The sequence below is a fragment of the Neobacillus terrisolis genome (assembly GCF_051233475.1).
Lineage (GTDB): Bacteria > Bacillota > Bacilli > Bacillales > Cytobacillaceae > Bacillus_BU.
Map to the genome: position 1 here is coordinate 1 of NZ_JBKFGH010000052.1, position 7,562 is coordinate 7,562.

Sequence of the window (7,562 nt, forward strand, 5' to 3'; positions counted from 1 at the left end):
AAGGTCCAGCATGAAGTTAATTAACGCACGTTCTAATCTTGCCCCTAACCCTTTATAAAAAACAAAGCGGCTTCCGGTTACTTTTCCAGCCCGTTCAAAATCAAGGATGCCAAGGTGATCAGCAATGTCCCAATGCGGCTTAGCCTCAAAAGCAAAATCTGGTGTATTGCCCCATTTTCTAATTTCAACATTATCGTCCTCTGTATCCCCAACCGGAACACTGTCATGAGGAATATTTGGAATACTTAGCATTAGCTGTTCAAGTTGTTCTTCATAAACACGAAGTTCATCATCAAGTTCCTTAATCTTTTCACCAACTTGCTTCATTTCAGCAATCAAATGATCAGCATTTTGTTTTTCACGCTTCAAAACAGCAACCTGTTGTGATACTTCATTTCGGTTGCTTTTTAACTTTTCACTTTCAACGATAAGATCGCGCCGCTTTGTATCAAGCTCCTCAAATTTACCTAAATCAGTTAAATCCTCTCCGCGATGCTGAAGCTTTTGTTTTACCTCTTCAAAGTTTGCTCTTAATACTTTAATATCCAGCATTTTAAACCCTCCTTGTATATGTAAAAATATTTAATTTTTTAAAACAAAAAACTCCCGTCCCCAAAACAGGGACGAGAGTACCTCGCGTTGCCACCCTGGTTGAAAGCAAAAGCTTTCCACCTCGATAAAAGATAACGGCTTTAACCGAAAGTATTTACTGACCCAAATAGGGCGTTCCACACTTTGCTCAAGGATGGATTCACAAATGCCATTCACCGGTTTTCACCAACCACCGGCTCTCTTAAGAATAAGCAGCTTGCTACTATTTCCTCTCATTGCTTTAAAATTAATCATAATTCAACCATAATGTACTATAGTTGTTTCTAAAAAGCAATCAAATTATACAGTTTGCTTTTCCTTTGCTTCTTTTACCATGTTCACAAAATATGCTGTTAAGCGATGGTCATCCGTCAATTCAGGATGGAATGAGCAGCCCAGTATATGCCCTTCACGTGCTGCGACAATCCTGCCCTCATGCTTTGAAATAACCTCAACATTCTCTCCAGCCTCAACGATATGTGGGGCACGAATAAAGACAGCCGGAAAATCTAGTGCAACTCCAGTAATATCTAAATCAGCCTCAAAGCTTTCACGTTGACGGCCAAACGAATTCCGTTCCACCGTAACATCCATTACCCCAATATGTGGTTCATCATAGCCAACCACTCTTTGGGCTAATAGAATAAGTCCGGCACAAGTCCCATATACCGGTTTACCGGAGGCTGCGAACTCCTTTAACTTATCCATAAAGCCATACTTATCAATTAACCGGCGCATTGTCGTGCTTTCACCGCCAGGTAAAATCAACCCATCAATTTCATCAAGTTGTTCCACTTTCTTAATGACAACTGCTTCTGCTCCGGATTCTTCTATGGAACGGACATGCTCTCTTACCGCACCTTGTAATCCAAGAACCCCTACTTTAACCATTTTATTACCCCTTACCAACCGCGATCCTGCATCCGAGCGCTAGGAGCTAATGTAGAGATTTCAATCCCCTTCATCGCTGTTCCAAGGCCCTTAGAAAGGTTCGCAATCAATTCATAATCTTGATAATGTGTAGTTGCTTCAACAATCGCTCTTGCAAATTTTGCTGGATTTTCTGATTTGAAGATACCAGAACCAACAAATACGCCATCAGCACCAAGTTGCATCATTAACGCAGCATCAGCAGGTGTAGCAACACCGCCTGCAGCAAAGTTAACAACCGGTAACTTACCTAAACGCTTGATTTCAAGTAATACTTCGTATGGAGCCCCTAGAAGCTTAGCTTCTGTCATTAGCTCATCTTCATTCATGCCAACTACTTTACGTACTTGAGCATTTACTTTACGCATATGACGAACCGCTTCGACGATGTTTCCTGTTCCAGGCTCACCTTTTGTACGAAGCATTGATGCACCTTCACCAATACGACGAGCTGCTTCACCTAAATCACGGCAACCACAAACAAATGGTACAGTGTAGTCTCTTTTATTTAAGTGGTACTCTTCGTCAGCAGGAGTTAACACTTCACTCTCATCAATGTAGTCAACACCCATTGCTTCCAAAATGCGCGCTTCAACGATATGACCAATACGAGCTTTTGCCATTACCGGAATGGATACCGCACCCATAACTTCTTCCATAATACGAGGATCAGCCATTCTCGCAACGCCGCCTGCAGCACGGATATCAGAAGGAACCCGTTCTAATGCCATAACAGCAACTGCGCCTGCCTCCTCAGCAATTTTAGCTTGCTCAGCATTAACAACGTCCATAATGACGCCGCCTTTTTGCATTTCTGCCATACCTCTTTTAACGCGATCTGTTCCAGTTTTCACGGAAACTTCCCCTCCAAAATCGTAAATAATTAATTTTTAAGAACAATTAATTCTATCGGATTATTCTTTTTTTCCTTAATTTTAAATAAAACAATAAAAAAGGGTTCCTGTCAAGACAGGACCCTTAATTTTAGAACAACCCTTTTACAGCAGACGACACACTTCCCCAAACGTCGCCAAAGAAACCACCGATTCCGCGCATCATTAACACGAATCCGTTCGCTTTTTCTACATTTTCTGCAGCGATGACATCAACTTTCAAGTTTTTATTGTTTTTATCTGCAATAAACCCGAGATCTTCTCCATTTTTAGATTCGAGTGTTACATATCCAATCTTATCGCCTTTTTTAACAGGAGCTGTTAATTCTCCATCTTTCGTTAGTTTCTTTTTATCTAAAACTAATACTGCTTTATAATTTTCTTTCTCACCATTTTTAACAACTAAGCTAATTGGGTCTTTTGTATAAATTTTTACTTTATCTCCCTTTCCCTTAACAACCGGTAGGGATTTTTGCCCCTTAACTTGATAATGCTTTGGTAAGATCTGTTCTTCGCCAGTATTATTGAAAGCATAATCTAAGATTTTTCTAGTTTCAGTAAATCGTGCATCTTTGGAAGAAGCCTTCATCACGACCGAAATAAATCTTTGGCCATTTCTTTCTGCTGTAGCAGTAAAACAATAGCCTGCAAAATCGGTAGAACCTGTTTTTAAACCATCTACACCTTTATACTCAAATATTAATCCAGGAAGCATCCAGTTAAAGTTTGGATAATCTCTTCCGTCTTTTTCAAAATGTAACTTAGGTGTTTTCGCTGTTTCAATAACCTCTGGATAATCTTTAATTAAGCGATATGCTAATGTTGCAGTCGCACGAGCAGACATGACGTTTTCCTCATTCGGTCCGCCTGCTGGGATATTCCCTAATAAACTTTCATTATTAAGACCTGATGCATTAACAAAGTTATAATCTTTTAATCCTAGCTCTCCTGCTTTTTTATTCATTAGAGCAACAAAGTTCTTTTCTGTTCCGGCAACAGTTTCGGCAAGTGCCACTGTTGCTGCATTTCCTGAGAAAATAGCCATAGCTTGGTAAAGCTCTTTAACGGTATATTCCTCACCTTGAGTTAATCCAACATTTGAAAGATCAGGAGCAGCAGAAAGCTTATGAACATACTCATTGATCATTACTTTTTGATTCCAGGTAATTTTTTTATTATGAATCGCTTCTAACACCAAGTATTCTGTCATCATTTTTGACATACTGGCGACGCCTAAAACTTTATCAGGGTTTTTTTGATATAAAATCTTTCCGGTCTTTGCATCTAGTAAAATAGCAGCCTCCGCATTTATACCTAGCGGATCTCCTTCTGCTTTAGCTACATTTGGAATAACTGTCGATACAGACGCAAAGCATACAATTAACATAGCAACAAACAGCAAAACCTTACGATAATAGTTCAACCCGATTTCCTCCAACTCTAAAAAATTAAGTCTTATCTATATTGTGAGAGTGGTAGACTCTTATTTTCACCTTGATAAGTTTAACATAAACAATTGCTTGTTTCTACACCCTTCTATGTATCGTAAAAGGGTATTTTCAAACAAAAACCAAACTATTCAAGCGGTCTATGCAATGCTTATTGAACTAGTAGTTTTTACCATTTAACAATCATTCTTTTGGAAAGAGTTTTTTAAATTTTGACAGACTTCCTCTAAAAAAATCAAAGAAAAAAGACAGGGGGAAATTCCTAACGGGTTCGATTTCCAATCGCAAAACGTCAATTTGCACAGGAAAATGCAAACCAAATTGTAATCCTTTTTGCACTATAAAATGTAGGGTAATTTGTAAGGCTAGAAAGAGTAAAAAACAAACTAGCAAGGGTTATATTATACCCTTGCTAGTTTGTTTTTAAATGCTACCCTTCGAGTTGCTAATTATGTTCCATTTCTGCCTGCTTACGTATCGTTTTTTGTGTAGGTATGAGAATTCATAAGCGGAAAATTTCCGCCTAATTTATATAGGGGAAGCTTAAGAAGAGGATATAGGCGGAGAAATTCCGGTTAACTGCTTTAAATAGGTCAAAATTCAAAGATTTGGACCATATAACCGGAATAAATCCGCTTATTATTCGGGAAATAGGGGTATTTCCCAATTTAAGCGGAATTTATCCGTTTATTTTCCATTCCAGTCAAGTCTAACTAAGAACGAGACTAACCTTAATCTTTCAGAATACAAATTTGCAAGTAAAATTGTAGTGTATTTTGCTGCGGTACACTGGCTATTGTACCACCACATTTTAATATATAAATTGCCCAACAGATTCTCCCGAAATAATTATCGAGATCCTTTTATATCAAAAAAATAGACCTCCAAATTATCATACAATTTGAAGGTCATTTTGCATTTCATATTTTATGTTTGCGATAGTTAACGGAACCCGTTTGAAAATTCCTCTGTCTTTTTATATTTGATTTTAAAAATATCTTATGATAAAGAATAGTTTGGAGCTTCTTTTGTGATTTGAACATCGTGTGGATGACTTTCTCTTAACCCTGCTCCAGTCATTCTGATAAACTGTGAGTTCTCTCTCAGCTCAAGTAGGTTTTTCGTTCCACAATATCCCATACCCGAACGGATTCCTCCAACAAGTTGGTAGATCGTGTCAGCAAGTGGTCCTTTATAAGGAACTCTACCTTCAATACCCTCAGGAACAAATTTCTTATTATCTTCTTGGAAATAGCGGTCTTTTGAACCCTTTTCCATCGCACTTACAGAGCCCATACCACGATAAACCTTAAAACGACGGCCTTGATAAATTTCTGTCTCACCAGGGCTTTCTGATGTACCAGCTAACATACTTCCGAGCATAACAGCATGTCCGCCAGCTGCTAACGCTTTAACAATATCTCCAGAATATTTTATTCCACCGTCTGCGATAATAGCCTTACCATGCTTTCTTGCTTCTGTTGCACAATCATACACAGCGGTAATCTGTGGAACCCCAACACCAGCTACAACTCGTGTTGTACAAATCGAACCAGGTCCAATTCCCACCTTTACAACATCGGCACCAGCTTCAATCAACTCTTTTGTGGCAGCCGCAGTCGCAACATTCCCAGCGATAATCGCTAGCTCAGGATATTTACTTCTAATTTCTTTTACGGTATTAATTACCCCTGCAGAATGCCCGTGAGCTGTATCAACAACAATAACATCTACATTTGCCTTAACAAGAGCATCAACGCGCTTCATTGTATCCATCGTTACTCCAACTGCTGCTCCTGCCAACAAACGCCCTTGTGGATCTTTAGCGGAATGAGGAAATTCGATAACCTTCTCAATATCCTTAATCGTAATTAGCCCTTTTAATACCCCTTCTTCATTAACGAGTGGAAGCTTCTCGATTTTGTATTGTTGAAGAATCTTCTCTGCATCCTCTAAGCTTGTACCAACTGGAGCAGTAACTAAATTTTCCTTTGTCATCACATCAGAAATTAAAATCGAATAATCTTGAATAAATCGTAAATCTCTGTTTGTAAGAATTCCCACTAATTTTTGTTCTACTTCGTTATTGACGATTGGTACTCCTGAAATTCTGTATTTGCCCATTAAATGTTCCGCATCATAGATTTGTTTTTCAGGAGTTAAGAAAAATGGATCTGTAATAACGCCACTTTCTGATCTCTTTACTTTAAGAACCTGATCCGCCTGTTGTTCAATCGACATATTTTTGTGAATAATACCAATTCCACCCTGGCGTGCAATAGCGATTGCCATATCCGCTTCCGTTACCGTATCCATTCCTGCGCTAATAATTGGGATATTCAACTTGATTTTATTTGTTAATTCCACTTGAAGACTTACATCGCGAGGGAGCACTTCTGATTTCGCCGGGACCAGTAAAACATCATCGAACGTTAAACCTTGTTTACTAAACTTAGATTCCCACATTTTAATTTTTGACCTCCTGGATACGTAAAAATATTATTAGTAGGTTATCAATTGGATAAAATACTGTCAAGAAAGATCACTTAAGTTAGATTTTTCTGAAAATTACAGAGAGGGAAACGTTATGAAATATCAAGATATAAATAGCTATGCAATGTTCTTCTCAGCCTCCTTTACACAAGACTTTTTAAGGAAAAGTTATCTAAATCAAAATATTGACCAAGCTGACCAAAAAAGTTATCAAAACTGCTATCCATTTATTTATTATCTTGAACATGGAAAAATTTATTACCAACAAGCTCAACAAGCACCGTTAATCATTCAGCCAATTTTGCTTTTTTATGGGTATGTCCACTTAATCAAGGCATGTATCCTATCAAAGGATCCAAACTACCCTGAGACAACGTCTGTATTGGCTCATGGGGTTTCTTCACGGAAAAGAAAAAAACAACAATATCGTTTTATGGAGGATGATGTGAAATTTCAAAAAACAGGATTATTCCCGTTTATATCAGATAAGTTGTTTCACATGAAACAATTAGAAGGCGATAAAGTAACTATGCAGGAATTACTTACCAATATTCCTGAATTAAGTCCTCTTTTTTTTCAATTAGAGAAGAAAAAAACATTCACTGAGGTAAAAAGGGATAAAGACTGTTTGTATATATCGGATAAGGTATTAGATTCTTTTCATATGACTGAAAAAAGGTTTGAAGACTATTTACTAACTAAATTCCACGTTCCTTTTTCTATTACACAAAGTGATGGAAAATTACATCTGCTTGAAACAGAAGGGAACAATTTTTCCTCTAAGGAAATGTTACCTTTCCGATTTAATATATTAGAAAAACAATTTTTCTTTCCAACAAATAAAGGAGCGTTAATTCATTTCCCGGAAATTTTAATTCATTATTTACTTCTTTATAATTTAAGCATGATTGCCAGGTACGAAACGGAATGGTGGAGCGAATTATTGAAAATGATGCCTAATAATGATTTTCCCTTTATTCAATCCTTTTTAAAAACTACAATAACAAAAGGGCCCTATTTAATCTATGAGTATTTAGTTAGAGGAAGAGAGAGTTAAATTTATACATATCCGGTATATAAAAGTTCACAAAAAAAACAGCCTCATTAGCTGTTTTTTTGTTTGCCCGGCAGCGTCCTACTCTCACAGGGGGAGAGCCCCCAACTACCATCGGCGCTGAGAAGCTTAACTTCCGTGTTCGGTATGGGA

The 7,562-nt window shown here is 37.7% G+C and carries 6 protein-coding genes, 1 rRNA gene and 1 other annotated feature; of the genes, 1 reads left to right on the plus strand and 6 read right to left on the minus strand.

Annotation, left to right across the window (positions count from 1 at the left end; all coding sequences use genetic code 11):
• From ACI48O_RS22500 to guaB, 5 genes are all read right to left on the minus strand, one after another.
• On the minus strand, positions 1–552 hold a 552-nt coding region (locus ACI48O_RS22500; RefSeq protein WP_472850896.1), incomplete at its 3' end, for a serine--tRNA ligase.
• A gap of 64 nt (positions 553–616) precedes the next feature.
• Positions 617–837: a binding site (T-box leader), on the minus strand.
• Positions 838–891: 54 nt separating this feature from the next.
• Positions 892–1,482 carry a pyridoxal 5'-phosphate synthase glutaminase subunit PdxT gene (gene pdxT / locus ACI48O_RS22505; protein WP_435564051.1) on the minus strand — a complete coding sequence of 197 codons (591 nt, stop codon included), beginning with the start codon at positions 1,480–1,482 and terminating at the stop codon, positions 892–894.
• Between the two features lie 11 nt (positions 1,483–1,493).
• Positions 1,494–2,375 carry a pyridoxal 5'-phosphate synthase lyase subunit PdxS gene (pdxS, locus tag ACI48O_RS22510; protein WP_435564052.1) on the minus strand — a complete coding sequence of 294 codons (882 nt, stop codon included), beginning with the start codon at positions 2,373–2,375 and terminating at the stop codon, positions 1,494–1,496.
• Between the two features lie 130 nt (positions 2,376–2,505).
• Positions 2,506–3,837: a D-alanyl-D-alanine carboxypeptidase family protein gene (locus tag ACI48O_RS22515; RefSeq protein WP_435564053.1), complete on the minus strand. Its 1,332-nt coding sequence runs from the start codon at positions 3,835–3,837 to the stop codon at positions 2,506–2,508.
• Positions 3,838–4,861: 1,024 nt separating this feature from the next.
• Positions 4,862–6,328 carry an IMP dehydrogenase gene (gene guaB, locus ACI48O_RS22520; protein ID WP_435564054.1) on the minus strand — a complete coding sequence of 489 codons (1,467 nt, stop codon included), beginning with the start codon at positions 6,326–6,328 and terminating at the stop codon, positions 4,862–4,864.
• Positions 6,329–6,449: 121 nt separating this feature from the next.
• Between guaB and ACI48O_RS22525 the strand changes: the two genes are divergently transcribed.
• Positions 6,450–7,412: a YaaC family protein gene (locus ACI48O_RS22525; protein ID WP_435564055.1), complete on the plus strand. Its 963-nt coding sequence runs from the start codon at positions 6,450–6,452 to the stop codon at positions 7,410–7,412.
• A 65-nt stretch (positions 7,413–7,477) separates the two neighbouring features.
• Here ACI48O_RS22525 and rrf read toward each other — a convergent pair.
• Positions 7,478–7,562, minus strand: a 5S ribosomal RNA gene (gene rrf, locus ACI48O_RS22530); the annotation flags it as partial.